26 protein-coding genes and 1 pseudogene are annotated in these 25,611 nt (G+C 54.5%); 9 read left to right on the plus strand and 18 right to left on the minus strand.

Annotated features, from left to right (window positions below):
- The first annotated feature begins 15 nt into the window (after window positions 1-15).
- Window positions 16-531: an MgtC/SapB family protein gene (locus tag ACXUPB_RS09450; protein WP_472956395.1), complete on the plus strand. Its 516-nt coding sequence runs from the start codon at window positions 16-18 to the stop codon at window positions 529-531.
- A 56-nt stretch (window positions 532-587) separates the two neighbouring features.
- Here the strand turns inward: ACXUPB_RS09450 and ACXUPB_RS09455 are convergent, their stop codons facing one another.
- Window positions 588-944, minus strand: coding sequence for an Atu4866 domain-containing protein (locus tag ACXUPB_RS09455; RefSeq protein ID WP_472956396.1), 357 nt, complete (start codon window positions 942-944; stop codon window positions 588-590).
- 60 nt (window positions 945-1,004) lie between these two features.
- The gene (locus ACXUPB_RS09460; protein WP_472956398.1) at window positions 1,005-1,745 is read right to left on the minus strand and encodes an SDR family oxidoreductase; all 741 of its coding nucleotides are present in this window, start codon (window positions 1,743-1,745) and stop codon (window positions 1,005-1,007) included.
- 209 nt (window positions 1,746-1,954) lie between these two features.
- Here ACXUPB_RS09460 and ACXUPB_RS09465 point away from each other — a divergent pair, with 209 nt between their 5' ends.
- Window positions 1,955-2,899 carry an AraC family transcriptional regulator gene (locus ACXUPB_RS09465; RefSeq protein WP_472956400.1) on the plus strand — a complete coding sequence of 315 codons (945 nt, stop codon included), beginning with the start codon at window positions 1,955-1,957 and terminating at the stop codon, window positions 2,897-2,899.
- Between the two features lie 371 nt (window positions 2,900-3,270).
- Here the strand turns inward: ACXUPB_RS09465 and ACXUPB_RS09470 are convergent, their stop codons facing one another.
- The 11 genes and pseudogenes from ACXUPB_RS09470 to ACXUPB_RS09520 form a co-directional block, all read right to left on the minus strand.
- Window positions 3,271-3,831: a type I restriction enzyme endonuclease domain-containing protein gene (locus tag ACXUPB_RS09470; RefSeq protein WP_472956402.1), complete on the minus strand. Its 561-nt coding sequence runs from the start codon at window positions 3,829-3,831 to the stop codon at window positions 3,271-3,273.
- Window positions 3,758-4,456: pseudogene (locus ACXUPB_RS09475) on the minus strand (DEAD/DEAH box helicase family protein); the annotation flags it as partial. The gene ACXUPB_RS09470 and the pseudogene ACXUPB_RS09475, both read right to left, overlap by 74 nt.
- A 12-nt stretch (window positions 4,457-4,468) precedes the next feature.
- Entirely contained in the window at window positions 4,469-5,389 is a 921-nt protein-coding gene (locus ACXUPB_RS09480; protein ID WP_472956404.1) for a type I restriction endonuclease, read from the minus strand.
- A complete protein-coding gene (locus ACXUPB_RS09485) occupies window positions 5,382-6,287 on the minus strand; it encodes a nucleotidyl transferase AbiEii/AbiGii toxin family protein (protein ID WP_472956406.1) in 906 nt (301 codons plus the stop codon). The genes ACXUPB_RS09480 and ACXUPB_RS09485 overlap by 8 nt, the downstream gene beginning before the upstream one ends.
- Before the next feature lie 32 nt (window positions 6,288-6,319).
- Window positions 6,320-6,940: a type IV toxin-antitoxin system AbiEi family antitoxin domain-containing protein gene (locus tag ACXUPB_RS09490; protein WP_472956407.1), complete on the minus strand. Its 621-nt coding sequence runs from the start codon at window positions 6,938-6,940 to the stop codon at window positions 6,320-6,322.
- 54 nt (window positions 6,941-6,994) lie between these two features.
- Complete coding sequence (locus ACXUPB_RS09495; RefSeq protein ID WP_472956409.1) at window positions 6,995-7,504, minus strand: restriction endonuclease subunit S domain-containing protein; 510 nt, start codon at window positions 7,502-7,504, stop codon at window positions 6,995-6,997.
- Window positions 7,505-7,559: 55 nt separating this feature from the next.
- Window positions 7,560-7,754, minus strand: a complete 195-nt coding sequence (locus ACXUPB_RS09500) for a type I restriction-modification system subunit M N-terminal domain-containing protein (RefSeq protein WP_472956410.1) — start codon at window positions 7,752-7,754, stop codon at window positions 7,560-7,562.
- Window positions 7,755-7,934: 180 nt separating this feature from the next.
- Window positions 7,935-9,521: an IS66 family transposase gene (gene tnpC / locus ACXUPB_RS09505; protein WP_179917454.1), complete on the minus strand. Its 1,587-nt coding sequence runs from the start codon at window positions 9,519-9,521 to the stop codon at window positions 7,935-7,937.
- A gap of 45 nt (window positions 9,522-9,566) precedes the next feature.
- Entirely contained in the window at window positions 9,567-9,923 is a 357-nt protein-coding gene (tnpB, locus tag ACXUPB_RS09510) for an IS66 family insertion sequence element accessory protein TnpB (RefSeq protein WP_179917453.1), read from the minus strand.
- Window positions 9,920-10,132: a hypothetical protein gene (locus ACXUPB_RS09515; RefSeq protein WP_179917452.1), complete on the minus strand. Its 213-nt coding sequence runs from the start codon at window positions 10,130-10,132 to the stop codon at window positions 9,920-9,922. Before ACXUPB_RS09515 ends, tnpB begins: the two co-directional genes overlap by 4 nt.
- A 105-nt stretch (window positions 10,133-10,237) precedes the next feature.
- A complete protein-coding gene (locus ACXUPB_RS09520) occupies window positions 10,238-12,151 on the minus strand; it encodes a DNA topoisomerase III (RefSeq protein ID WP_472956413.1) in 1,914 nt (637 codons plus the stop codon).
- 210 nt (window positions 12,152-12,361) lie between these two features.
- Between ACXUPB_RS09520 and ACXUPB_RS09525 the strand changes: the two genes are divergently transcribed.
- Together ACXUPB_RS09525 and ACXUPB_RS09530 are read left to right on the plus strand one after the other, a co-directional pair.
- Window positions 12,362-13,603 (plus strand): ABC1 kinase family protein, encoded by a 1,242-nt coding sequence (locus tag ACXUPB_RS09525; protein WP_472956414.1) that lies wholly within the window; start codon window positions 12,362-12,364, stop codon window positions 13,601-13,603.
- A 106-nt stretch (window positions 13,604-13,709) separates the two neighbouring features.
- The gene (locus ACXUPB_RS09530) at window positions 13,710-15,527 is read left to right on the plus strand and encodes an SEC-C metal-binding domain-containing protein (protein ID WP_472956416.1); all 1,818 of its coding nucleotides are present in this window, start codon (window positions 13,710-13,712) and stop codon (window positions 15,525-15,527) included.
- A 39-nt stretch (window positions 15,528-15,566) separates the two neighbouring features.
- On the opposite strand, the gene ACXUPB_RS09535 is transcribed toward ACXUPB_RS09530, so the two are convergent.
- The gene (locus ACXUPB_RS09535; protein ID WP_472956417.1) at window positions 15,567-16,928 is read right to left on the minus strand and encodes an AmpG family muropeptide MFS transporter; all 1,362 of its coding nucleotides are present in this window, start codon (window positions 16,926-16,928) and stop codon (window positions 15,567-15,569) included.
- 100 nt (window positions 16,929-17,028) lie between these two features.
- Here ACXUPB_RS09535 and ACXUPB_RS09540 point away from each other — a divergent pair, with 100 nt between their 5' ends.
- The 4 genes from ACXUPB_RS09540 to ACXUPB_RS09555 all read left to right on the plus strand — a co-directional run bounded on the left by ACXUPB_RS09540 (window position 17,029) and on the right by ACXUPB_RS09555 (window position 19,685).
- Window positions 17,029-17,547, plus strand: a complete 519-nt coding sequence (locus tag ACXUPB_RS09540; protein WP_472956418.1) for an FKBP-type peptidyl-prolyl cis-trans isomerase — start codon at window positions 17,029-17,031, stop codon at window positions 17,545-17,547.
- A gap of 142 nt (window positions 17,548-17,689) precedes the next feature.
- Window positions 17,690-17,812, plus strand: coding sequence for a cytochrome c oxidase subunit CcoM (gene ccoM, locus ACXUPB_RS09545; protein WP_008956688.1), 123 nt, complete (start codon window positions 17,690-17,692; stop codon window positions 17,810-17,812).
- A gap of 218 nt (window positions 17,813-18,030) precedes the next feature.
- Window positions 18,031-18,540, plus strand: a complete 510-nt coding sequence (locus ACXUPB_RS09550; protein WP_472956420.1) for a hypothetical protein — start codon at window positions 18,031-18,033, stop codon at window positions 18,538-18,540.
- A 92-nt stretch (window positions 18,541-18,632) separates the two neighbouring features.
- Window positions 18,633-19,685, plus strand: a complete 1,053-nt coding sequence (locus ACXUPB_RS09555; protein ID WP_472956723.1) for a GGDEF domain-containing protein — start codon at window positions 18,633-18,635, stop codon at window positions 19,683-19,685.
- A 394-nt stretch (window positions 19,686-20,079) separates the two neighbouring features.
- On the opposite strand, the gene ACXUPB_RS09560 is transcribed toward ACXUPB_RS09555, so the two are convergent.
- Both ACXUPB_RS09560 and ACXUPB_RS09565 read right to left on the minus strand, forming a co-directional pair.
- Window positions 20,080-20,610 (minus strand): lytic transglycosylase domain-containing protein, encoded by a 531-nt coding sequence (locus ACXUPB_RS09560; RefSeq protein WP_472956725.1) that lies wholly within the window; start codon window positions 20,608-20,610, stop codon window positions 20,080-20,082.
- Between the two features lie 76 nt (window positions 20,611-20,686).
- Window positions 20,687-22,405, minus strand: a complete 1,719-nt coding sequence (locus tag ACXUPB_RS09565; protein WP_472956422.1) for a proline--tRNA ligase — start codon at window positions 22,403-22,405, stop codon at window positions 20,687-20,689.
- A 296-nt stretch (window positions 22,406-22,701) separates the two neighbouring features.
- On the opposite strand from ACXUPB_RS09565, the gene ACXUPB_RS09570 reads away from it, so the two are divergent.
- Window positions 22,702-23,136: a hypothetical protein gene (locus ACXUPB_RS09570; protein ID WP_035563605.1), complete on the plus strand. Its 435-nt coding sequence runs from the start codon at window positions 22,702-22,704 to the stop codon at window positions 23,134-23,136.
- A gap of 70 nt (window positions 23,137-23,206) precedes the next feature.
- On the opposite strand, the gene ACXUPB_RS09575 is transcribed toward ACXUPB_RS09570, so the two are convergent.
- Both ACXUPB_RS09575 and nfo read right to left on the minus strand, forming a co-directional pair.
- Window positions 23,207-24,622 carry an amidase gene (locus tag ACXUPB_RS09575; RefSeq protein ID WP_472956423.1) on the minus strand — a complete coding sequence of 472 codons (1,416 nt, stop codon included), beginning with the start codon at window positions 24,620-24,622 and terminating at the stop codon, window positions 23,207-23,209.
- Between the two features lie 90 nt (window positions 24,623-24,712).
- Entirely contained in the window at window positions 24,713-25,576 is an 864-nt protein-coding gene (gene nfo / locus ACXUPB_RS09580; protein WP_472956425.1) for a deoxyribonuclease IV, read from the minus strand.
- Window positions 25,577-25,611 lie beyond the last annotated feature (35 nt).

Raw genomic sequence — 25,611 nt, forward strand, 5'->3', positions numbered from 1 at the left:
TATAGGAGCTAAAAGGTGCAAGAAATCAAAGAGATTATAATCTCTGAGTTTTCAGATTTTAACGATGTGGGTGAGCTCATCATTGTGGTAATCCGGCTACTGCTGGCGGCTATTCTCGGGGGCCTGTTGGGGCTCGAGCGAGAGCAGCGAGGCAAGCCGGCCGGTATACGGACCCATATGCTGGTCTGCATGGGAGCTGCTTTATTTATCTTTATTCCCGAGCAAGCGGGTATTTCTGATTCAGAGATGAGTCGTGTTATTCAAGGTGTCATTGCAGGCATCGGTTTTCTTTGTGCGGGCACTATCATTACTCGAAAAGATGAGCAGGCGACTTCAGGGCTCACCACGGCGGCCGGTATTTGGCTGACTGCCGCCATTGGGGTAGCGGTTGGTCTGGGGCGCGAGCAGACAGCCGTTTTGTGTACGTTGCTGGCCTGGATGGTGCTTTATGTGGTGCCTTTCTTTTCGCGCCCCATCAGCAAGAAAAAAGCTTCCTACTCAGGGCATGATGAAGATAGTTCCGATGTTTAATGGCTTTGATGTAAGGGCGTTGTTATTTATTGGTAGTGCCCCGTTTGGATTGAAAGTTACTCCTTGCGATATAGCACCATACCGGCGTGATACAGCACGCCATCTATAAATTCGCCGTCTGCAGTAAAGCCGGTGTCGTCCCAGTATTCGATATAGTTACCCGTCACCTGATACCGCCCTTGGTAAGCGCTTTCACGCTCACCGCGGGCCTCGTCGTAACGATTGTTGGCTAAAAGTTCATGACGAATGCGACCATCTTTAGTGACCCACATTCCAACATACGGGTGGTCTGTCATGGGGGCATTTCCTTCGTTCGGGGTGGTTTGAGCAGTGGTGGCCGCTGGAAAAATAGTGATAATGCCAGCGACCACCAGTGCCCGTGTCCAGTATATGGAAGGCTTGGTTTCTTGCATGTGAAGTCACTCGTGCTTAGGCGCACACCCGGCAACAGCTCGGGCGTGACGCAAGGGGTGTTATTGGCTGGCGGTAGGCCGCACCACGATGTCGCTGGTGTCGACGTCATCGGGTTGGTTAATGGCATGGGCTATGGCTGAAGCGATCGCCTCGGGCTTGAGCGCAATCTGACGGTAAACGTCGATCGCTTTTGCGGTTTCAGCATCGGTGATGGTATGGGCCAGTTCCGATTCCACCACACCTGGGTAGACACAGGTCACGCGTATATTGTCGGTTTCCTGGCGTAGGCCATCGGAAATAGCGCGAACCGCATATTTGGTGGCGCAATAAACGGCGGCGGTGGGCATAACGGTGAGGCCGCCAATAGATGAGATGTTGATCACCTGACCGCTCTTCTGGGCCTGCATCGTCGGCAGAATGGCAGCAATGCCATTGAGTACGCCGCGAATATTAACGTCGATCATGCGGTTCCACTCATCAACCTTGAGCGCCGCTAAAGGGGAGAGTGGCATTACGCCAGCGTTGTTGATGATCACATCAATGCGACCATGGGTATTGATCGCGAAATCCGCAAACGCCTGCATGTCTTCAAGATTGGTGACATCCAGCGCCTGAAAATCCACTGTGCCACCCTCTGCGCGCAGGGAGTGGGTCAATGCTTCCAGCCGGTCGGTGCGGCGCGCACCAATGATCAAGCGGTGCCCTTGGCCTGCCAGCCAGCGGGCAGTGGCCTCACCGATACCGCTGCTGGCACCGGTTAATAAAACAACTTTAGAAGATGGGGTTGATAACGTCGTCATTGGATAATCCTCTCGGTGGTTGACCTTGAGGAGATTAAGCTGCCACGGCGGGCATCAGTATAGGCGTTCCTATTGCATCATTGCCTAATCCTATTTGATTGTTAATAGCGTGCGGCGCGTTAAGCCACCCAGCATGTATATTACTCTTAAGAGGTGCCCGGCGCGGCGAGTTAATTCCGGTGCGGCATGCATATATAGAGGTGGTTAACATGACATTGAAGAGCGATGCTGAGGTTTACCGTAAGATCGTCGAGTGCTTATACCAACTGGCACCCCACGAAGGCTATACCCAGTCGTTATTGGATGGCGTGCGCTTTATGCGCTCTAACCGCCCACTGCAAAATACCTCGGTGCTTTACGAGCCGAGTATTGTCATTATCTGCCAGGGCCGAAAGCGTGGTTATTTGGGGAATGAGGTCTATATCTACGATGCACAGCATTACTTGGTGTTATCGGTGCCCCTGCCATTTACGTCGGAAACAGAAGCCAGCCCTGAAGAGCCAATGCTGGGGATTGCGATCCGCCTGGATGCAGTAGTGATCGCTGAGTTGGTGACGATGCTGGAAGCATCGGGAGGGCCGCCATTAGAGGCGCCGCGTGGAATGCTTTCCAGCCCGCTGGAAGCGTCGCTGGCCGATGCAACGTTACGGCTGCTGAGTGCGCTTGCCTCCCCAACGGATGCGCATATACTCGCCCCTTTTATCGTCAGGGAGATCTGCTACCGGGTATTGACGGGAGAGCAGGGGGGCAGTGTTCGAACAGCACTCTCCCGCTATGGCCAATTTGGCAAAATCGCTAAGGCGCTCAACCGTATTCATGCCCACTATGCCGATCCGCTGGAAGTCGCCAGCCTGGCCAATGAAGCAGGCATGAGTGCGCCAGCCTTTCACGTTCACTTCAAGGCGGTGACTCAAACCTCGCCTATCCAATACATTAAATCCACCCGTTTGCACCATGCGAGGCTGCTAATGATACGTGACGGGGTAACGGCAGCCGCCGCCGCTAGTCGGGTCGGCTATGAGAGCCCCTCCCAGTTTAGCCGCGAATTTAAGCGTTTTTTTGGCCGCCCGCCAGCAGAGGAAGTGCGCACCATGAAAGCGAGCCTTGATCTATTGCCGCCGACTCACCTGGTCGATATCGCTGTGCCTCACTGACTTTAAGTCTAAAAATACCCCTCAATCGCTACTCATATACCCTTTACTGCGCTTGCCTGGCTTACTCGAGCGGGTTCCCGTACTTTTCCTTTTCGTATATATAGCTTTTTCTCGGTTTTCCCGCGCGCTTTGCCGGGCCCCGGCTTCGCCTTGTGTTGTTTGCAGGCTCTGCCTGAGCTTTCTATGGGTGAGTAGGCCACGAAGATTATCCAATAATGCATGCTGCTGAAAAGCCTCGGGGTCGTCCTGCTGTTCGGCAATCTTGGCTAGTTGCTGTTCTCCACCGGAGGTGATCAGGGCTACTTGGAGTAGTCAACAGCTGTCATTAGAATAGTAGTGAGCCTGGGTAGTGCTATATATGATGTTATTCTTTACGCGACCCATTTTCGGCCATTTTCGGCAAATTCCACAACAAGTTCAAACACGTTATCGCACTTTTCTTTAAACACCATCCGGTCGTAGCTCGCAGATAAATCTTTGTGGAGTACTTCTTCAATTGCTGCTTTTACTGTTCGTTGTGTTTGGCCGTCCTTCCACCAATCCTGCACCAAGACTTTGGGGGAACCTTTAAGCAGCCGAATGATTAAAGCTTTAGCTGCTAGCTTGACTTTCTGTTCCTCTGCTTTGGTCAATTTGTCTTTCTTTAGGAGGTCATAAAGCTCTAATTCTTCCTCCGATAGCCCTTCACGACTGTGGCGTTCGGCTTCCTCTGTCAAGTTACTGACGTACTTTACTAAGTCTTCATAATAAGCATCTGCTGAAGAACTACCTGCGTTGTATTGGTCGATGATCTCCTGAAGACGCTGAGCAAAGTCTATTCGAGTGTGGTTCTGCTCAAGCAAATGCTGCAACTTATCTTCAATGAAGGCCCGAAGTTCTGCAATCTCTATGTAGACGATCGTTGCGTTTAATGACCTCCAGTTCGCGGGCATACTTTTTCTCCAGTTTTTCCTGCTGCGCTTCGTCCAGGTGTTCGTTTTCCAGCAATTCATAGAACTCATCACCTAGATCGTCGTTCTGGATGAGTACCTTCGGCACGCGTTTCTCGTAGAACAACGGGACCGTGGCCTTATCTTCCATCGCCTGCTGGAAGTTGTACTCGGATACATAATCGCCGAACCAGCTATTGGTTTTGCGATCACGGCCCAGGAGAGGCGTGCCGGTGAAAGCAAGGAAGTGAGCACCCGCAAGACCTGCCCGCATGTTTTCTGCCAAGTTCTTGTATTGGGTACGGTGGGCCTCATCCACCATCACGATGATTTCCCGATTTTCCTTTTCCGGGTCGAACAGCCGGGGATACTTACGACCCTTGTCGTACCTGAATTTCTGAATCAGGGTGAAAACCACCTTCTTGTTCTGCCCCAGAAACTTGCGCATTTCTTCGGCATCGGCCGGTTGAGCGGCATCCTCTTTTCGAACTGTTTCAGTATTGAGGAAATTCCGGTAGATCTGTCTGTCGAGATCCTGCCTATCGGTAACTACCACAAAACTAAAATTACCCGTGGCCTTCCGGAAAATCTTGCGAGCGTAGAAAATCATCGAAAAGCTCTTGCCCGAGCCCTGGGTATGCTAGAACACCCCCAGTTTGCCATCATGCTCCCGGCGTTTTTGGAACCGCTTAAAGGCGTTATTGACGCCCAAAAACTGATGGTTTTGGGCGATAATCTTGGTTTCGCCCTTATGAAACAAGATGAAGTTCTCGATATAGTCCAGCATCCGAGAAGGTTCGAAAAGACCGTTTGCCGCTTGTTCCAGGCTAGTGGCCTGCTCGGTAATTTTCTTGCGATCTATCGCTTCATTTTCGCTTTTGACCCGGAACCAGTTGAAAAAGTGCTCCCATCCAGCCGTGAAGCTACCTATCCGAGTTTCCAAGGCATTAGAAAGCATACAAAAAGCGTTACAGTGAAAGAGCTGGGGAATGTCATGGCGATAGCTGCGAAGGTTATCTTCGAAAGCATTGCGGAGCTTTACATTAGAGTTTTTCAGCTCAACAAACACCAACGGCAGGCCATTGATATACAGAATTACGTCCGGACGACGGTAGGTAGCTTTTGGTGCTTGGCCTATCGATTTAATCCATAGCTGGGAGACCGCCAACCAGTTGTTTTGTATTGGGTCATCAAAGTGAACAAGGCGAACCTTTTCGTACTGCTTAATACCTTGCTCATCATCAAACTGGACGGGTACGCCATCCCGAATCAAATCGTATAATTCACGGTTGGCGGCAATTGGCGACATGGCCTTGCGCCGATTCATCACCCGTTCAATGACGTCATCAATGTTGCGTTCTGGAATGCTTGGATTCAGTGCCACGCAGGCTTTTTTCAGCTGCACCGGGAGTATTACATCTCGTTTATCAGTGCGCTGGGAGCCATCGTTCAAATTTTCTGGCTTTGCGGTATAGCAATCCAGCACATCAAAACCATGGATATGCTGAAGGCGCTGTAATAACGCTTGTTCAAGATTATCTTCTGATATAAAGCTAGCCATCGACTTGCCGACTCCATGGTCCGGGTGGGTGCCAGATTTTCTGCACGGGGTCGGCGGCTGTTTTCTCTATCACGGGAGCAAGAAATTCCAACACCGCTGCGACAATCTCCGAAAACGCCTCCGGCACATGGGGTTGGCCAAGACGCTTACGGAAAGCCTGCCATTGTGGCTGCTTGCTGTCCACAAATGCGGTAGGAAAAGGATTGGTTTCAGGGAGTTCCGTATGCCGGTTGGCAAAGGTTCTTGTTATAGCGCCAGCTAGGTTCGAAAGTGTAAAAGAGTGCTGCCGCGAGAGTGACCAAATATCGTAAAAGTCTTTCATGCGGCTGTTTATTTCGCCCAGCTTAATCATCGCCTGAAATTTCTCAGCAATGGATGATTCTGGTGAGTAACAAAGAATTTTGTCGGTGGGAAAGTCCAGTAGGGCAGGAAATGTCTGCCAGGAAGGCAGCGGGAAAATAATGTCGCCAAAGCCAATATCCAATTGCATGGGAATTTTGGCGTTGCCGAGCAAACCTGTAAACGTCACCCTAATCCCTTGATAGTCGGCGTCTTCGGTAATGGCTTCGGCTTTCAACGTGTTTGCTTCAAACGATAAACCATCATCCACAACGCCCGTGGCCAGCATATCGCTCACTTGGGCCAGAATAGCCTCTGGGCGATTGCTGGTTTGGCCCAGCATATCGATATCACGCGTCGGTCTAATATCCGGCCCCTGCATAACCCATAGCAGCAGGGCGCCCTTAAGGGTAAAACTGCGTTTATGGGTCGATTGGCTAAGCCGGTAAAGAAAACGCTCCATGGCGTAGTACTGCAGTAATTCCTGAAAGGGGCGTTTTTCTTCTCGGGATTTGTTCAGCAATTTCTGGCGAACAGAGGCGGTGATGTTTTGGGCCACGATCATCTCCTTTCACTTTGCGTGAGCTTTCTTCACAGCTTGGCTTCCACATAAGGCGCCATGACCTTACCGACGCGACAGATATTGGCGTATGTCATCAGCTTCCCAGGCAGGAAGGTTTTACGGGTGCGGTAAAGCTCCAGAGCCTCCAGCACCACATCCATGCCGATGCGATTACGGAACTTGAAACAGTCCGCCAGGGTTTTCTCCGGGTTGTAGACCTTTAGCGTGATGCCATCTACCTCGACCGGCTCGATACCTTCACTGAAGGCCTGCCCTGAGAACCGGTAACCGGCCACCGGCGGATAATCCAAAACCGGCAGGCGGGCATCCCGCTCCACCGCCAAATGCACCTGGTGGGGAATCTGTGTGGTGATGCCGTGCCAATCCAGCGCCGAAATGAGGCATAGCACGGCATGGGGAAAGCGGGTGGCGGCAGCCACCAGATCCGGGTTTTCAATCGGCGGCAGATTCACTAGCCTGTACAGACCGCGGCTGAGCGGCTCGATAAGCCCTTCATCGCGGAGCTGATAGAACTGGTACCGGCTAATGCCCTGGGCTAACGCCTCGCTCAGGCGAAGCTTTCCGTCGTGCTGGTGGAACAGGGTTTCGAGTTGTGCCCGGGAGGACCGGGCGGAGCTGGGGTCAGACAAACTGTCACCACTTATTGATATCTGGTGACAGTTTGTCTGATTGCCATTGAAGGTTCAAGCCGCGGCTTCGTCCGCGCTGTCCGACTGATCGTTCTGCATGGAGGGCGGAAACTCAATATCCAGATTTTCCACGGAAAGTTTGCCTGAAATCAGTCGGGGAAGGAGTTGGCTCTTCGTCTGTTCTAGCTTCAAATTAATCATTGCCAAATAATCTAGCTGAGCAATAATCGGCTCAACTACTTCATCAAAACCCTTGGGAATCGACTTTTCGGGGACAAGCACAAGTTGGTTATCGAGGAAACTCTCAAACTGATAATTACTGATTCCAGTCGACTGAACCTGATAGATGCCAACCAAGTCCTGTTCATAGAAGAGTTTTAAGAAATACTTCATGAAAAGAGGCGACACTTTTTCTCTATCGAATCGAATGTGCTTGCAAAAACTGGCACAAATTATATCGTTGTCAAAAACAGACAGCATTCCTCGGGTTAGCATCAAGTTGCGACCTAGCAACTGATCTTTACTCCCGCCAGAGGCTTCAAAAACGAAATCATGTTCCTGCATCCTGCGGCTTTTCAGATTTGAGGGTTTGAGAAACCGGAATTTTTTTGGACTGAAATCACCAGAGGAGTGCCGCATGCTCTTGGGTAATGGTCTTTATAGCTTGCTCGTATTTGTTATCGGCAAATTTCAGAAAGATCAACCCGAGCACCGGGGTGGCATATTCGCTCGACTTGAGATCCGAGTTGGCACGTAAGTTGTCAGCGGCGGACCAGAGGTCATCTTCAAGCTGTTTGAGTTGGTCAGCATTCATGGTGTGCGCGAACTTCCTATACGGACGATGACAAAATTGGGGCCTGACTCTAATAAAAAAAACAGAGGGATGACAGGCTTTATTGAAAGAAGGTCTCTTACCAGTGTGATGCGGACAACGCTTGGCTTACGTCCAGTTGTTACGTAAGCGCTCCACTAACCCCATCTATGCAGGCTTCGCTTAGACCGGTAAGGTCTCTTTCCACTGCCAGGGCAGCAGCGTATGGAGCTCATCAGCGTCGAGGGTGGGCAGGGTCGCGAAGACGTACTGCAAGTAGTCGTAGGGCGAAAGGCCATTGGCTTTGGCGGTTTCGATCAGGCTGTAGATCGCCGCGCTGGCGTGAGCACCGCTCGGGGTGTGGCTGAACAGCCAGTTTTTACGCCCCACCACGAACGGGCGGATAGCGTTCTCCGCCAGATTATTGTCTAGCGGGATCAGGCCATCGTCCAGGAACCGGGTCAGCCGAGGCCACTGGTTATCCAGGTAGTGCAGGGCTTTACCCAGCGCACTTTTGGGCAGCACCTGGGCCAGTGACTTGTCGAGCCAGGTGCGCAGTTGGTCGATTAACGGGCGACTCTTCTGTACACGCAGCGCGTGACGCGCCTCGGACTCAAGTGCCTTCGCCTGTTTTTCCACGCCGTATAGCTTACGGATCTGGCTCAGCGCCCAGTCCGCTTTGCCGGTTTTGCCTTTGGGCTGCACCTTCTGGGCCTCGACGAACTTGCGCCGGGCATGCGCCCAACAGCCCGCATGGGTGATCCCATTACGGCGCACGATCTCGGCGTAGCCTTCATAGCCATCAGTGATTAAGCGACCCGCATAGTCGCCCAGCAGGTCAACGGGCACCCGTCCGGAGCGGCTGGCCGCGTAGTCGAACAAGACCACCTGCTGGCCCGGCGGGCCACCCCGCTGCACCCACATATACGAGGTGGCACTGGCGGCACGATCCGCTTCTTGATTGACCTGGAGCGTCGTCTCATCCATGTGGATCAGCGGGGCGTTTAAGAGGTGCTGGCGTAGCGTGTCGATCAGCGGGATGATCCGTTCCCCCGCCTGCACCATCCAGCGTGCCAGGGTATTGCGGGGGATCTCGGCGCCATGGCGGGCAAAGATCTGGCTCTGCCGATAAAGCGGTAGCGCGTCCTGGTATTTAGCCGTCGCGATATAGGCGAGCAGCGTGGCGCTGGCATTGCTCTTGGGCAACAGCTTGGCCGGCGCTGGGGCGGTGTTGACGCCCTCTTCGCACAGCGGGCAGGCATATTTGTGTCGCACATAGCGGATCACCTCGATCCGGGCAGGCACCACATGCAACTCCTCACTGACCTCTTCACCGATCACCTTTAGCGCGGTGCCATCATCGTGGCAGTGGCGAGCATCGTCGGGCAGTTCATGGATGACGTCGACGCGCGGCAGCTCCGGCGGTAGCGCAACACGCCCGCCGCGTGTGCGACGCTTGGCAGGCGTGGCGGTGTCGATCGTCGCGTCATCAGCAGTAGCGTCGCTCTCCGATGCGTCTTCCTCGTCCACCGCCACTTCCGCTTCATTGATCAGAAGATCCCGCTGGTCGACACGGTATTTCTCAGTGGAAGGGCCGAACTGACGCTCCAGGGCAAGCCGGAACTGTTCAAACAACGACTGCTTGGTGGCCTCCCACTGTGCTTCCTTTTTCTCCATCAACGCCAACAGCCGCGCATTTTCAGCGTCAGCAGCGGCCAGCTTGCGCTCAAGCTGGGTAACGGTCGGTGAGGAGGAAGCGGCGTTTTTCATATCGCATAGTTTACCAAAAACGCCCCTAAAATAGGAGAGCTACGGCTAGCCAACCCGCTGAAAATCCAACGCTTTGTGAGGCTGCATAGCCTTCAGGTTATAGCCATCCAGCAACCAGTTAAGTTCTTGACCCGTTAGCGTCACTGTGTCGTCCTTCAGGTGGGTGGGCCATTTAAACCGCTCACGCTCCAAGCGCTTGTACCACACCACAAAGCCGTTACGTTCCCAGAACAGCAGCTTCACTTTATCGCGCTGGCGATTACCGAACACGAACAGCGCTTGATCAAACGGGTTCAAGGCCATGGCTTCCTGAACTAGCAGTGCTAATCCATCAATTTGCTTGCGCATATCGACGGGTTCTCGGCACAGGTACACCTTCAGATCAGTGCCTGGGCGAATCATACGACCACCTCCACCGCGACAAACCGTGCGGGACGATAACGTGGAGGCACGGGAAACCCCTGCACAATTAACCGATTTTCCCACGCCATCAGGTCGGCTAACGTCACGGCTTGCGCTTCAGCATACGCACTTAACGGCATCTGCAACGCGGCGGCATAAGACAGGTGCCCTAACCAAAATGCTTGAGTGGAACTGAGGTCGCGACTCATGATGATCTCCAATGCTAAAGAGACCACCAGTGTGATCAGCCAACGTTAATATGGGTAGATGGGGTTTATGGCGCGCTTACGTTGTTACGGTAGCCACAAGCACCATCAGCGTTGTTTGGCAGGTTTGCGTTTTGCATAGCTGGTGCGTTTGGTTTTAGTGCTTTTTCTCGTTTTCGCCGCGCCACCGTCCTCACCCTGTGCGCTCTGCAAACTCTGCCTAAGCTTTGCTGCATCGCTATGGGTCAGTAAGCCACGTAGATCATCCAACAGCGCTTGCTGAAACGCGCCAGGGTCGTCCTGTTGTTCGGAAATCGCCCGTAGGCGTTGCTCCCATAACGCGGTGCGTTCTGGCGTGCTAACGGCGCTGGGTAGGGCAGTGATCAAGGCAGTGCCAAGCTTGGTAGCGCGCAGGGCCTTTTGTTGGCGTACCAGGTAGCCGCGCTGTACCAGGGTTTCGATAATCCCCGCCCGGGTGGCTTCGGTGCCCAAACCGTCGGTGTCACGCAGGGTGCGGCGCACTTCTGGGTCGTCTACATAGCGGCCAATGTTCATCATGGCCTTGATCAGGCTGGCGTCGGAAAACGGTTCCGGCGGGCGGGTCTCTTTCTCTTCAACGCCTGCGCCAAGTGCCTGGCAGGTCTCCCCTTGGGTGAGTGGGGGCAGTGGCGGGGTTTCATCGCGGGTGGTGAAGAGCGGCTTCCAGCCGGGATCGAGAATGCTTTGCCCACGGGCGCGGAAGGCTTCATTCAGTAGTGTAAACTCCGCTTTGACTTCAAAAGTGCGCAGCGGGCGATAGAACTGCGCCATCACATTGCGCACGATCAATCTAAAAACATGGCCTTCGGTGTCGGAAAGCTGACTGAAATCTGCCGGTTTGCCAGTGGGTGCGATCGCATGGTGCGCACCGACCTGCTTATCGTTCCACGCTTTGGAGCGTAGCGTAAAGTCCGCCCCATTAAGCCACTGCTGGATCGCTTGATCGTTTTGGCAAGCGCCAGTCAGGCTGCGTTGAGCTAGCTGGAGATGCTCCTCTGGCAGGTAGCGACAATCGGAGCGCGGGTAGGTGATCAACTTGTGGCGCTCGTAGAGTCGCTGGCAAATATCCAGCACCATCTGCGCGGATAGCCCGTGGCGGCGGGCAGCATCCACCTGCAGCGCGGAAAGTGAATAGGGCAGCGGCGGTGCCTGTCGTTTCTCCTGCTGGCCGAGTTTGGTCAGTTGTCCTGATGCACCGGGTAACTTCGCCGCTAGGTCATCCGCGGGCGCACGATCAATCAAGCGCCCTTGATCATCGAGTGGTTCATGCTCTTTGGGGGCCCACCAGGCGCGCAGTTGGCCCTGGGCCACCTTTAAATCCACCCATAGCGGATAAAAAGGGTGGGGCACAAAATCACGGATGGCGTTGTCGCGGCGCACAATTAGCCCTAGTACGGGTGTTTGTACGCGGCCAACAGAAAGCACGCCGTCGTGCCCCGCTTGGCGGCCAGTGAGCGTCCAGGCGCGGGTTAGATTGATGCCATACAGCCAGTCAGCACGGGAACGCGCCTGAGCTGCTAGAAAGAGCGGCTGGTACTCAACGTTGGAGCGCAGCTTGGCAAGTGCCCGGCTGACGGCGGGCTTGTTAAGATCGCTAATTAGCAGCCGCTGCACCGGGCCGCGATACTTCATGTACTCGATCACTTCCTGCACTAACAGCTGGCCCTCGCGGTCCGGGTCGCCAGCATGCACGACATCGGTGGCCTGTTTGATCAGTTTGCGAATCACCGCCAGTTGGCCGCGTGCTTTAGAACGAGGCATCAATTTCCACTGGTGCGGCACAATAGGGAGTCGATCTAAACGCCACTGTTTATCGGCGGGATCGTAGGCCTCCGGCGGCGCTTGCTCTAATAAATGCCCCAGGCACCAGGTGACCGTGGTGTCGCCACACACCATCGCGCCATCCTGGCGTTTGCTATAGCCCGGTAACGCCTCGGCAATGGCTTGGGCGAGGCTGGGTTTTTCGGCAATTATCAGGCGCATAGCAGCGAAGCCTTCATCGTATCCTTTGATGGTGCCTATGGTAGCAGACGCTTTCACGGTTAGTGACTGGCATTAGAGGGTTAGGGCAGTAAGGCAGTAGAGTGATGCGATAAGTTTTCAATGCTGTTAGTTTGTACAAAGTGTGTATAGATAATCGCTTGTAGTGAGACTGAGTTGGGTCATCGGGATGGGTTTTTAAGGGGTATAAGCATGCGCGAACAAGGCAGAACACGACGTTTGATGGGGTTGGGCGCACGCACCGGTGGAGCGTTGCTGAAAACCCGCTTGGGCGGTCAGGCAGATTGGCGCGCCCTGGGCGAAGCGCTATTTGAAGGACTTTCAGAGCTTAAAGGCCCGGCCATGAAGCTTGCGCAAATCATGTCGCAATGGGATGACCTGTTGCCCCCTGATCTTGCCGAGGAGTTAGCTCGCCTGCAGCGTCAAGCCGAACCCATGCCGTGGCCGCGGATTCGAGAAGCGTTGGTACTGCAATATGGTGATATCGACTTCTACTTCAGCAAAATCGAGGAGCGGCCGTTTGCCAGTGCCTCCATGGGTCAGGTGCACCGTGCCACCACCCCTGAGGGTGAAACGGTGGTGCTCAAAGTGCAGTATCCGGGCCTTGCCGATGTATTAGAGAGTGATTTGGTTCAGGTGCGGCGCATTATGCGGTTAGGCCGTTGGTTTAAGGTGCCACAGGCGCGGTTGGATGCCTTGTTTGAGGAGCTCGCCGAAAGCCTGAGGGGAGAGCTGGATTATCACGCTGAAGCCGATGCCTTGGCCCGTTACCGTGAACGTTACAAAGATGACCCCAGGCTTGCCATTCCCGAGCCGCTGCCTGCGCTTTCCGGGCAACACGTGCTGGCGATGCGCTTTGTCGACGGCACGCCGTTGCGAGAGTTGGCGGATGCCGATGATGCGACGCGCCAGGGCATTGCCCAAACATTAGCTGATTGGATTACCCAGGAGCTATTTACCTACGGCGAACTGCACGCTGACCCCCATGCGGGTAACTTCGCTGCCGATGCCCAAGGGCGACTGGTGATTTACGATTTAGGCGCGGTGATCGCCGTGCCGGAGGCGCGCATCAAAGCAATGATGCAACTGCTTGATGCCACGTTAAAGCATGATCCCATGGGCATGGATGAGGCGCTGATGCAGATGGGCGGTCGCCAGGGGCAGGGCGCGCCGTTAGCGCTCTATCGCGAATCGGCGGAGTGTATCGCGCCGCTGTTCGCGCCGGGTGAGCAGGATTTCAGCGATGTGCGGGTACATCGTCGTTTACGTGAGCTCACGCCAAAGGTCTGGGCGGCCATGGACCGCCTGCAGCCACCTGCAGATACACTGCTGCTTTCACGCGCGCTCAACGGTCACTACTGGAATCTTGTGCGTTTAGGCGCGCGATTGGATATGAATGAGCGTACGACCCCATTGTTACAACGGGCCCATTAACGATAAACCGATTGCCGCTGCGAGGGCGTCGGCCTTCGTGATAAACTATGCCGCTTTCATTTTAGACATCGATTACGGGTCATCGTAAAACACAGTGGAGACGGCAATGCTGGCGGTATGGGTCGATCAGCTGCTGGGATTTGCCTCCGGGGCACTCTCGGCAATCAGGCAACAAGAACACTATCCGGACTTCATGACCTGGGTGCGCGCCAAAGGGGCGGACTCATTTGCAGGCGATGTGGCAATGGCTCAGGCGTTGGCGCCCGTGCTGTGGTCGCAAACGCCGCTGGAGCGGCTTAATTTTGCCTGCGAGCCACTCGCTACGCCGGGGCGTAATGAGCCTTGCTGGTGCGACTCTGGGCGTAAGTTCAAGCAGTGCTGCTACAAGATTGAGTTTCCCACCGATATCCCTGATCAGATGATGTGGATGCTGTCGCTACGTGAGTGGAAAGGCGCCACCTTGAAAGCGGCGTTAGATAGCCAGCACGCGCCCCCTCAAGCGCTGCTTGAAGCCGGGTTGATCGCCGCTGAAAGCGGCCAAACAGGCCGCGCGATGCAAATTCTTGAATCGCTGTTCGACGGTAGCGACTGGTCACGTCTGCCGGAGCAGGCGGAACCCGCGTTTGAAATCCTGCTGGATATTTATCAAGAGCGCGGGTTCACCCGCAAACGCGCCGATTTGCTTGACGAAGTGATGGAACGTGGGCCGCTGTTCTTACGCGGCGTTGCTCTTGAACGACTGTGCTTGATGCACCTCGATAACGATGATCTGGATAGCGCTCGCGGGGCATTCGTGAAAGCCCAACAGGCGCTGCCTGACTCGCCTACCCTGGCTTATATTGAAGCCATGCTGCTGCTGCATGAAGGTCATGAGCAGGAAGCCAAAGAGCGCGCCAACTTCTGGTATCGCCGCCTGGTTCGCCAAGGCGAGCTGGACGAAGATCAGTTGGAGTTTCTAGCCGCACTGGCGGATAACCCCGGCGCGACGCTGGCTGACCAATTGCTCAGCGCAGAAGAGGATCTCGCTACTCCGCTGGTGGCGCTTCAAGCATTGCTGGCCGCGCTGCCTACCGCGCCCAAAATCGATGTCAGCGCCGACCCTGAAAGTGACCGATTGCTGTATAACACCAGCGCCCGTGAAGCCACGCTGTTTGCTGGCTGGCATGAGCAGTTTCAAGTGCTGGTAGACGAAGATGTCGCGTTGGGTTTTCGCGATGACCCCTGGGGTAATGCCATTGAGTGGATGTCGGCGTTGTGCGCGCACCCTGAGTGGCTAGATGCCCCGCAGGTAGTGCAAGACTTAACGTTGGCACTTACCAGTCGCTTTGGCAGCCTTCCCTGGATGGCACCAAGCCTGCTGGAGCCACTGGCGCTGCGCCTCTCGCGCTGGTTGGAGCAAGCCCGCGCCGAAGGCGACGGCAACCTGTGTTGGGACGATGCCAACAACGCGATGTTGCTACGTACTGGCTTGGCGCTGGTAGTCGGTATGGAGCGCGGCGCGCGTCAGCACTCTCGGGAGTTGGCTGAAGAGTTACTGTTGATCGACCAGGAAGATAGTTTAGGGCTGCGCGAGCTGGTCCTGGATCAACTGCTGCGGGATGACCGCAACGAAGAAGCGCTGGCGTTAGCCGAAGAGAATGACGACGATGGCTCGCTGGTGTTGGGGCTTTTAATGGGTAAAACCCTGGCGCTCTATCGATTAGAGCAGCATGAGGCGGCAGAAGCCGCCCTTGGCGATGTGCAGGGCCATAACCGCTACGCATTAGAGCTAATTTGCGCAGAGAGCCCTCGGCCTTCCATGCCTCACCCCGATGGCCAGGTTGACCCTGGCTCACGGGCGGAAGCGTGGCAGTACCGCACCTTGATGCGCGATCAGTGGCGCACTACGCCAGGGGCCTTGGATTGGCTCGAAACACACCGCTAGTCCAATTTTCTCTTCACTCGTCTAAGCCTTCAAGCCTGTTTAAGCAGGCTTGGGGGTAGGCACTAGCTGCTTGTCTCGGCTGATCCAAATCGCCAGGATAATGGCGGGCAGGCCCAGTAGCGTTGCGATGACAAAGAAGCTTGGGTAGCCCTGTGAGGTAACGACCAAGCCGCCAAACCCGCTCAAAAACTTTCCTGGTAGCGTCATTAGCGATGAGAACAGCGCGTACTGCGTTGCGGTATAGGCGCGAGATGTGAGGCTGGAAAGGAAGGCGATAAACACCGCGCTGGCTAAACCGTTGGCGAGGTTATCGCCGATAATCGTGACCACCAGCATGGGCAGTTGGTTACCCACCAAGGCAAGCACCGCAAACAGCAAGTTCGTTACCATCACCAACCCCGCGCCGAAGATCAGCAGTGGGCCGATGCCGTAGCGGGCCACGAAAAGTCCGCCTAATATCCCGCCAGTAATACTCATCGCAATGCCAAATATATTGGTCACGTTAGCAATCTCTGCCAGCGAAAAACCCAGATCGATATATAGCGGATTAGCCATGGAGGCCATGGCCAAATCGCTGATTCTAAACACCGCAATAAACACCAAAATCCACAGCGCTTTTACACCATAGCGGCTGAAGAAGTCAGTGAATGGGCAGACCAATGCCCCAATACTCCAGGCGCCTAAGCGGCGTAAGATTTTCGGTTTGCCGCGGCTGGCGCGAATAAATGCGCGGACTTTGGGTTCATGAATAAGCTGAATAGAGAGCGATGCCCGTTTGGGTTCTGGTCGCAGCAGCACTGTAAGCACGCCAATGCTCATTAGCGCCGCCATGCTCATATACGCCACATCCCAAGAGGCCGACGCTGCGATATACAGCGCACCAGCACCGGCAGCCAGTAAGCCACCGCGATAGCCAATAATATAGGTCGAGGCCATGGCGGCCTGAACATCGTCATCGGCAGATTCAATCCGGTAGGCGTCGATGGCGATATCTTGCGTCGCTGAACCAAAGGCGACCAGCAGGGCAAACAGCGCCACCCAACCGAGATTACCCACCGGGCTTAAACTGGCGAGCCCCACCAGTCCAGCCGCTATGGTCGCCTGAGCTAACAGCATCCAGCCGCGGCGCTGACCGAAGGCGCGGGTCAATAGCGGTAGCGCTAATCGGTCAACCACCGGTGCCCAGAAAAACTTGATCGAGTAGAGCATGCCAATCCAGGCAAAAAAGCCGATGGCCGCAACTTCGACACCATCACTGCGCAGCCAGGCGGAAAGCGTGGAAAATACCAGCAGAAACGGCAGGCCTGCAGAAAACCCCAAAAACAGCATGGTAATAACGGGCGCACGACAATAAATAGCCAGTGCAGCAAGCCAACTGCGCTGGGGGGTGGGGTTTAGCATTAAACGCTACTCCAAGTGGAAAGACGCTGGCAACGGCCAAGTGGTAAACTGATGCAGTGTTCGATTACAAAGCCGACAGCTTACCGGAGAGGAGTTTTCCATGTCGATTACGGCGCATCAGGTAGTTACCTTGCACTATGTCCTCAGCGACGTGCTCAACGATGGCAGCAAGCAGGTATTGGATGACTCCCAGGCGCGCAATAAGCCGTTGGAGTACTTGCATGGGCACGACAATATTGTTCCTGGGCTAGAAAATGCGTTAGCGGGCCAAGCTGTTGGCGCCGAGCTAAGCGTTCAGCTCATGCCTGCGGATGCCTACGGTGTGCGCAACGAGGCGCTAATTCAAGAAGTTAGTCGCGGCTCTTTTGGTAACGCTGAGTTGCAGCCGGGTAGCCGCTTTCAAACCGAAGGCGAAGCCGGGCCGCAAATTGTCACGGTACTCGAAGTCGATGGCGACCGCGTCACCGTTGATACCAACCACCCCTTAGCTGGACGCACGCTGAACTATAAAGTGACCATATTAGACGTACGTGAAGCTACCCGTGCAGAATTAGCCAAAGGCCACCCGTTACCGCCAGGTACCGAGCACAGCAAAGTCGAAGACCGCAAGGTGCTGTAGTGCTCATCACGCCCAAAAATTGATCGGTATCAATTTCCTGTTTAACCATCTTCCCCTGCCTGCCGTAACTTGACCCAGGTCAGCATTCTTCCGCCATTGAGTGACTAGTATCAACGCATACATCACGGCGGGAGGATTCACCATGTATTGGGATGACACAATTGTTTTCGGCTTGGCCACCGTCGCGTTAGTGATCGCTTTTATGGTGGGCTGGGTTGGCTTCGTGATTCGCGATCATCTGCGTAAAGATGAGCGCAAAAAGTAGCTTATCCCGTTCATGTAAACCTTGTCAGGGGAGGGGGTTTGCTAACTTAGTAAACTTCCTTTTGCCAGCCCATATTGGGCTGGCTTTTTTATCTGGTAAATAACCAATAGTTTCTAAAAGCGTAGCAAGTTGAAAGTAGCTAGCGTGCGTTGAAGAGCAATGCAGGTCTTGCTCTGGTAAAGTTCGTTGAAGGAATGAACACACCAGGAAGCTTAGCCATGAACGCAGTTGCCTTACACCGCAGCCCATGGGTTCGAGCACGTAATCGATTAGCGTGCGTGTTGATGTTTGTAAGTATAACGCTCCCCACGGCGGCCTTTGCCCAGACGCTCAATATGATTAACGGCGATGTGACGCAAAAGATTGTCCTAAGTGATTTGCGCACTATCTCTGACACCACGTTTACTCTCTATGACCCCTATCAAGGGCGCGATGTTATAATGCAAGGCATAACATTTCGTAGCTTCCTCATTGATCAATTTGGCGATGTGCCGCCAGCGCTCCACTTTATCGCCTGGGACGATTACGAAGTTACCCTTGAAGGGTGGGATGACCCCAACTGGTATTTAATTACCACCGAAGATGGCGACCCGTTGACCATTCGTACACGAGGTCCTGTCCGGCTAGTAGAGCGCGATTATAATAAGCGGGGCAATCGTGATGTTGAGAACCTACGTGATTTCAACGACTGGATCTGGATGATTCGTAGCATAGAGGCGAAGTGGTGACACATAAAGTCAAGCCTGCTGTTCCGCCATCACAAAAGCCGCGATCAATAGCGCGTCAGCATCGCTATTTCACCTGGCTTTCGCTGAGTTTGATGAGCTTTTTGGGGCTGATGGTGCTGATTGTCTATGAGTCACGCTGGGTCTACCCGGAAATACAGGCTTACTTTAGCCAAACAGGCAGTTTAACAGGTCAGCAATTAGCCACTCGATCACGTGTTTATCTGCAAAATGCCCAATCCGAGCTGTTAGCAGATCAGCCTGAGCAAGCGGTGTTCGATGCTACGATTATTAATATTGAGTTGGCCTATGGTTTATCCGATGTGCATGTTTATCGGAATCAGTACGAGTGCATGGCAACAAGCCTGAATATTTTAAATCGTGTATTAGCACAGTTAGAGGCGCGTGAAATTGATCGTGTTAACGCGGTGAGCGAGTTGTTTGCTCCGATCGCTTGTTTAACAAACATTGAGATGAGCCAGTTAGACCAGCGCGGTGCAGCGATCAATGATTTCTCCGCAAGTACCCGCCAACATAACCAAGTACTGACGTATTCCAGCCTATTGATCTTCGTGATGGGGCTGGTGTTTTGGTGGCTTCATGAGCGCCAATTACGGCGCACCGATCATGCAACCCAGGAGACTTTCGAGTGGATGCAGCGCGCTATGCGTGACCCACTCACTGGCATTGGCAATCGCAGTGCTTTGCATCAAGATGTGTTAGCGAAACAGCACCAATCGTTGGGGCTGATCCTTCTTGATATCGATTTTTTCAAGCAGTACAACGATGCTTATGGGCACCCGCAAGGTGATATGCTTTTACGCCAATTAACCACTTTGATTGGGCAAACGCTTAATAATGAAGCGCAGCTCTACCGTTTGGGCGGTGACGAATTTGCGGCACTCCTTCTCTGCCCCGACACTGAAACGCTGAAAAGTTACTGCCACCAGTTGATTGAAGGGTTGCGTGAAGCTGATTTTTCACACCCCGCCCATCCCGATAAAAAAGGCGTCACCTTGAGCGTTGGCGGCAGCTGTTTTGTAGCAGCTGAACATACGTTTTCCCACGCCTACGAAGCCGCCGATAAAGTGCTCTACCAGGTGAAAGCAGCAGGACGTGATGGCTGGCAGGTTACTGAAGACGCATAATCTCTGCATACAGGGGGCGAGCCTGCCCAGCAGCTCATTGCGTGCGCCAAAAAAGTAATACCTTCCTCCTGCATCGATCGTAGGCTGTCCACCCAGGCGCTCGTAGAGCGTCGTTTGGTTGCGATTGTGTGCACAGCTGGCCAGGGGTAGGGCGATGGTCGTCAACATCAGAGCCATTAAATAACGGTGCATTGTTATGTCCTTTTGGATGAGCTCTCGCAGTGAACTTAAAACGCGGCCTGGAGTGAAAAGGTACCCGCCGCGCTGGGAATGCTGGTAAGCCTATAAAAATTTCACTCGAACAAGTGCGTAAGGACATGGCCGAACTGTTGGACCAGTTCTTGGCGGTCGGCCTGATTGAAGCTGCTGAGCAGGCTGCTTAACGCTGTGGAGGTTAGCGCCATGTGTCTCGCCACGCATGCATGACTCGCTCCGGGTACCAGGTTTTCCCCAAGCTGCCGTTATAGCGCGCTAGCGCGCGGGTAAAGTCGCCATTTTCAATAGCTAAATAGTGCGCCAAAATCGTACAGCCGTAGCGCAAATTACGCGGCGGATGGGTTAAGTCGTCGATAGGTAATCCTAGCTCGCTAACCCAAAAGGGCATAATTTGCATCAAGCCGACAGCACCTGCTGATGAAGTAGCATCGGCTTTGAATGCGCTTTCCACTTGGATTAAGGCTAGGACCAAATCAGGCGGCAAACCAGCTAGCCTGGCTTCTTGATAGATGCGCGTTAGCAGAGTTTGACGCTGCTCTGGATCATCAATAAAGCGCGCTAGCGGGGAGTCCATCTGCATGCGCCACTGGCGTGCTGCCCATTGTTGTTGAGCCGTTTGATGCTGTTGGTTGGCCGCTTCTAGCGTAGGACGCAGGGCCGGTGGCAGCGGCTGTGCTGGCGCAGGCCCTGCAGCGCTGAGCAGCAGTATGCCTAGCGCCAGCCTAACGGTTAGCCACCGCGTGGCGCTGAACAAAACACTAGATGCGGTGGCTGTTTTGTTGGGGTTAGCGGGCCTTCTCACGCAAAAAGTCGATAATTTGATCTGCGGGCACCATGGTTGCTTCGCTATCCCGGCGGCCTTTGTACTCCAGCTCGCCATTATCCAAGCCGCGATCTCCAATCACCAACCGATGGGGTATGCCTATCAGTTCCAGGTCGGCAAATTTGACGCCGGGGCGAGTGTCGCGGTCATCTAACAATACGTCGAGACCAGCGGCGCTGAGTGCTTGGTAAAGGCGCTCAGACTCTTCACGGACACGCTGGGACTTGTGCGCATTCATCGGCACTAATGCCACTTGGAAGGGGGCAATGGCGTTAGGCCAGATAATCCCGGATTCGTCGTGGTTCTGCTCAATGGCGGCGGCGACCACGCGGGTCACGCCGATACCGTAGCAGCCCATCCACGGGTGGCTGGTTTTGCCGTTATCGCCCAATACGTTGGCGTTCATGGCCTGGGAATATTTTTGGCCAAGCTGGAAAACGTGACCGACTTCAATACCGCGCTTGATGGAGAGCGTACCTTGGCCATCGGGAGACGGATCGCCTTCAACGACATTGCGTAGATCGGCAATCTCGGGCAGGGCCACATCGCGCTCCCAGTTAATACCGAAGTAGTGCTTGTCATCCACATTGGCACCGGCGCCAAAGTCGCTCATTAGTGCCACGCTGTGATCGATAATCACCGGCATCTTTAAGCCCACCGGGCCCAGTGAGCCGGGGCCGGCACCCACCGCCGCGCGAATCTCTTCTTCACTGGCCATGGTTAGCGGCGCAGCGACGTCGGCCAAGTTTTCTGCCTTAACTTCGTTGAGCTCATGATCGCCACGAATCAGCAGCGCGATCAGGCCGCCTTCGGCTGCGTGAACCATCAACGTTTTGATGGTTTTTTCAATCGGCAGCTCGAATTGCTTCACCAGGGCAGCGATCGTTTTGGTGTTCGGGGTATCGACCAAGCGCAATTCTTCGCAGGGCTCGGCACGGGTGGCCTGGCTGCCAAGCGGAGCCGGTAGCGCCTCGGCCTTTTCCATATTAGCCGCGTAGTCAGAGGAGTTGGAGAACACGATATCGTCTTCGCCGGAATCCGCCAGCACGTGAAATTCGTGAGAACCGGTGCCACCGATAGAGCCATTGTCGGCAATCACTGGGCGAAAGTTCAGCCCTAAACGCGTGAAAATGCGTGTATAGGCATCATACATATCTTGATAGGTCTGTTTCAGTGAGGCTTCATCCAGGTGGAAGGAGTAGGCATCCTTCATAATGAACTCACGCGAGCGCATTACGCCAAACCGCGGACGGATTTCGTCACGGAATTTGGTCTGAATCTGGTAGAAATTGATCGGCAGTTGCTTGTAGCTGGCGATCTCTTTACGCACTAGGTCGGTGATGACCTCTTCATGGGTCGGGCCAACGCAGTAGTCGCGATCGTGACGGTCTTTTAAACGTAACAGCTCAGGGCCGTATTGCTCCCAACGGCCAGACTCCTGCCAAAGTTCTGCCGGCTGAACGGCGGGCATCAGTACTTCTTGTGCACCGGCGCGGTTCATCTCTTCGCGCACGATGGCTTCTACTTTACGCAGCGTACGCAGGCCAAGCGGCAGCCATGTATAAAGCCCTGAGGTTAAGCGGCGAATCATCCCGGCGCGTAGCATTAGCTGGTGGCTAATGACTTCGGCGTCGGCCGGGGTTTCTTTCAGAGTGGCAATCAATAATTGGCTGGCGCGCATGGGTTAGAGCATTCCTTAGAGCTTAGAAAATAGCGTTTAGAAGAAAATGTGCTTGGAAGAAGCCTTACTCACCATCGGGGCTTAGCCCCATTAGCGTTGAATAGGGCCATTGTACGGCCTAGCGGTTAAAGCGGCAAAATAGTGCTTATCGACAAATCATCTATGCTTTTGGCAGGCTGTGCTAGACTACGCTGGTTTAGGGCGCGATGGTCGGCAAGGAATAGTAATAAAAAAAAACGCTGCGCCACAGCAGGTTAGGCCGACTATGGTTACTTTTCTGATTGAGGGATCTTTCCATGCATCAAGCAGTTCGTCGCTGGTTGACAGGCGCCGTGATTGGCGTTTCCATCGTGTCATTAAGTGGTTGCGGTACATTGTTTCATCCTGAGCGAAAAGGCCAGATGAGTGGCGATATTGATCCGGTTATCGCTATCGCCAATGGGGTAGGGTTACTGTTCTTTATCGTACCTGGGGTGATTGCCTACGCCGTGGATTTCTCTAATGGCACCATCTATCTGCCCGGCCGCAACAGCGCCTCAGTAGATGTTCACCACTTAGACGACGCTATGGATGTGGCTTCCCTGGAAAAAATACTCTCTGAGAAGGCTGGTCAGCCAGTGAGCTTAGAGAGCGAGTTAGTCATGATTGAAGAAATGGGTAGCCTTGATGAAGCGCTGGCCATGGTGCGTATGTCAGGCGTGCTGGACGAGGAAAAGCTTTCCGCGATGTAACGTTTAACGTTGCTCGCTAAAACCCAGCCCGGCTTTCTGCCGGGCTGGGTTTTTTTATGCTGAGTATGCGTTACGCATACTGGGCTGGATTGGGAACGCTGGGAAAACGCGGTGGATATGCTTCCATGTAAGCGTGGCAAGCGCGTAGAAGGCGAATATCATCAAACTTGCCGCCAGCGAGTTGGAAGCCAACCGGCAAGCCTTCATTGGTAAACCCGCAGGGTACCGATGCGGCGGGTTGCTGGCTGAGGTTAAAGGGGTAGCTAAACGGCGCCCACTCTTCCCAGTCCTGCATACCGCTGCCTGGGGGCACTTCCTGATTAATTTCAAACGGACTGACTGCCACCGAGGGTGTCATCAGTAAATGATACTCTTGATTGAAGTGTTCCAGGCGTTGCGTTAATGCCGCGCGGTCGGCCAGGGCACGAAACAGCTCAACGGATTTCCAGGGCTCCGCTTCGCGGGCATTGGCTACCATGTCGGGATCTAAAAGCGTGCGCTGATGTTGGCTCGTTTGCGACCACTGCTCTAAGGAGGCGGTAAACCATAGCTTGCGAAATGTCTCCAGTGGTGACGAAAAGCCTGGGTTTACCTCGACGATTTGAGCGCCCAACTCCTCCAATCTCATGGCCGCTTCACGCACACGCCCGGCAATTTGTGGATCTACCTTGGCGTAACCAAGATCCGCGGAGTAGCCAATCCGCAGCCCGGTTAATCCTTTGTCCAGGTCGACCCCCCAGCACTCAGGCTGCCCGCGAGTGGCGTAGGGGTCACGATAATCGTAGCGACCTATCACATTCAGCATGCTGACAGCGTCGCGCACGGTGCGTGTCAGTGGCCCCAGATGTGAAAGGCTGGGCTCTTTTGCGGGCGGCCATTGAGGTGTCCAGCCGTAGGTGGGCTTGAAGCCAAATACCCCCGTAAACGCCGCGGGAATACGGATCGAACCGCCTGAATCGCCACCCTGGTGAAGTACGCCCATATTGAGGGCTGCGGCCACAGCGGCTCCGCCGGAGGAGCCGCCAGGGGTCAAACGGGTATCCCAGGGGTTGGCCGTGGCACCAAAGACGCGGTTGTCGGTGACTGCTTTCCAGCCGAATTCGGGCGTATTGGTCTTGCCCAGTATCACTGCCCCTGCTTCGCGTAACATGCGGGCCGGAGGCGCATCGGTATCGCATGGCGCGTCGGAGGAGGTGAGTGACCCTTCCCGGCAGGGCATGCCTGCCACCTGAGTCAGGTCCTTCAGCGATACCGGCACCCCATCAATCGGGCTGAGCGGTTTACCTTGCCCCCAGCGCCGTGCCGAGGCTTTTGCCGCTGATTCGGCGCCCTCGGCATCCACGTGAACATAGGCGTTCACGTCCGGGTTGAAGCGCTCGATCCGCTCAAGGGCGGCTCGGGTCGCTTCGAGGGGGGAAGCCTCACGGCTTTCGAACAAGTGCGCTAAGGTCTGAGCATCCAGGCTGCCAAGATCGGTGTCGCTCATTGCATACTCCTTGCGTCGGCTGGGCTTGGGAAAGGAGTCTAAGGGTAGGCAAGCATTGCCTGGGGTGCAAAAGCCGCAGCCATACAGAGTTTAATGGCTCGGCGTGGCTTCTTCGGACGCCTGAGCGCGCAGCCAACTGATTTCCTCGGCCCATATAGCTGGCTCGACGGTTTCCAGTATCAGGGGAAGACCGTCAATCCGGGCATCCTGCATGATGGTGGTAAAGGCGGGTAGCCCGATATTGCCTTTGCCCAGGCTATGGTGGCGATCCACACGGCTGGCGAATCCGCTTTTGGCATCGTTCAAATGCATACCTCGCAGGTAGTTGAACCCCACTACTTTGCCGAGCTCATCGAGCGTTGCCTGTGTGGCTTCTGCACTGCGCAGGTCATAGCCAGCGGCAAACGCATGGCAGGTATCAATACATACGCCCACGCGGGTTTTATCGTCTACATGCTCAATGATCTCAGCCAGATGCTCAAAGCGCCAGCCCAGGTTGGTGCCTTGCCCGGCGGTGTTTTCAATCACTGCCGTGACACCCTGAGTATGCACAAGCGCTTCATTAACGGACTCGGCAATACGCCTTAAACAGTCACTTTCGCTGATCTTGTTTAGATGACTGCCTGGGTGGAAATTGAGCAGTGTTAAGCCGAGCTGCTCGCAGCGCTGCATTTCATCTAAAAAGGCCTCCCTGGATTTGGCTAGGCCTTCCTGCTCCGGGTGACCCAGATTAATCAGGTAGCTGTCGTGGGGTAAAATTTGCCCAGGTGAAAAAGCGTGTTTAGCGCAGGCATCACGAAAGGCTTGAATTGCGTCATCGGTGAGGGGCTTGCCCTTCCACTGGCGCTGGTTTTTGGTGAACAGCGCAAAGGCATCAGCACCGATCTCCACCGCCCGGTGAACGGCTTGGTCTGCGCCGCCAGCGGCGCTCACGTGGGCTCCCAGGTATTTCACAACGGACTCCTTGTCATTGTTTGAACGTACTCAAG

Source organism: Vreelandella sp. DA03-1M (genome assembly GCF_055725665.1).